Below are 1,364 nucleotides of genomic sequence, written 5' to 3' on the forward strand. Positions count from 1 at the left end.
GCGCTTGGATGGCTCCTCAAGATCAACCCCACGAACAGTTTGTATTCCCTGAGGAAGTCCTACCTCGCGGTAACGCTCTCTAATTTTAAAAGCTGACCATGACTTGAATCAGGGTTTTGGTTGCCGAAATTTGACACTACCCAGATTAAATAATCACCTTGGCATAACATAAGCCCATAAAGTGTCAATATTCCCCATTCTCCAGTCATCTCTCACCAAAAGGTGGGAGATTTTTTTTATATATAGTTAATATCTCTAATATTTATATGTTATGTTAGGTGAAGGTTATAAACCCAGAGCAAATGCTCTGCCCTTTTGAGACTAAGACCGCTTAGGCAACAAGGAGGTGATGCCCATGATAGAAAGTAGTATACGCATGGGTCATCAGGTTGCAGTTAGCCGGCTGTGTGCCGGGGCTGTTCTCTAAAAGTTAGCCTTAGTTATCTTTGAGATACTAAGTTAGCTCAACTAGCTAGGCAAGCTCGGAGTTCCTTCCGGCAGTCTGGTTGCAACCTGAAGACCCGCTAGACCGCTCTGACTTAGATCGCCCGATCTAAATCAGAGCGGATAGTTTTTTATAGGTAACTTTTGTAAAAAATAAAAACATCTTGCATCGAACCTTGGCATCTGAACAGATGTGAGCAATAGCGTCTATTTACTAAGTCTGATTTAGATATGCACACAGGCATTATGCCCTAGTTTATCCTCCCATCTTTTTTCTGTGGAGAATAAAAGTGATTTTATTTGATGAAATATATCGTGTGAACTAAATAATACAACTAGGAATTTTTTTAATATGGCACAACTACTCACTAAGGCGGAAATTCAAGAAAGTGCAAAGGTTCTGTCAGGTTGGAATGTTGAAGGCTCCAAGTTGCAGATTACCCGCACATTTAAGGATTTTATCCAAGCAATTGAGTTTGTCAATAAGTTGGTAGAGCCTGCTGAGTCGGCAGGACATCATCCAGATATAGAAATTTCTTATAACAAAGTAAAGATTACACTCACAACACATGATGCGGGCGGATTGACGCAGGCTGACTTTGATGTAGCGCAGGCGATTTCCCGAATCCACTAAGTCATTCCTTCTGATATCTTGGACTAGGCAACTGGAAGTTACCACGATGGGAAACGAAGCGCATAAAAAGCTTTAACAGTAGAACTACAGGATTTTCTTTGGAGTTCGCGGGTTTTAAAACTCTTGATTCCTAAGCTGGGGTTTGTGGTGGTCACAATAGCGACAACTGCCATGAGAGAAGGCTTTGCCTACGTTTATAGCTTAGTCAGGTGTTTTAATTGGTGTGCAAATTCTATAGGACTAGTATTTGATTTATGAAAAAATCTAAGTATATGTAGGGTGTGTT

Annotated in this window: 1 protein-coding gene and 1 pseudogene; both read left to right on the forward strand. The window is 40.8% G+C overall.

What is annotated here, in order from left to right:
* Positions 1-83 (forward strand): annotated as a pseudogene (locus VB740_RS36650) (photosystem II protein D2); the annotation flags it as partial.
* 713 nt (positions 84-796) lie between these two features.
* Positions 797-1,078: a 4a-hydroxytetrahydrobiopterin dehydratase gene (locus VB740_RS36655; RefSeq protein WP_323204704.1), complete on the forward strand. Its 282-nt coding sequence runs from the start codon at positions 797-799 to the stop codon at positions 1,076-1,078.
* Positions 1,079-1,364 lie beyond the last annotated feature (286 nt).

This window comes from Nostoc sp. UHCC 0251, from assembly GCF_034932245.1.
Taxonomy (GTDB): Bacteria; Cyanobacteriota; Cyanobacteriia; order Cyanobacteriales; family Nostocaceae; genus Nostoc.

Bases quoted from the DNA above. Each gene is read 5' to 3' on its own strand.
- VB740_RS36655 (WP_323204704.1), top strand. From the start codon at position 797: ATGGCACAACTACTCACTAAGGCGGAAATTCAAGAAAGTGCAAAGGTT.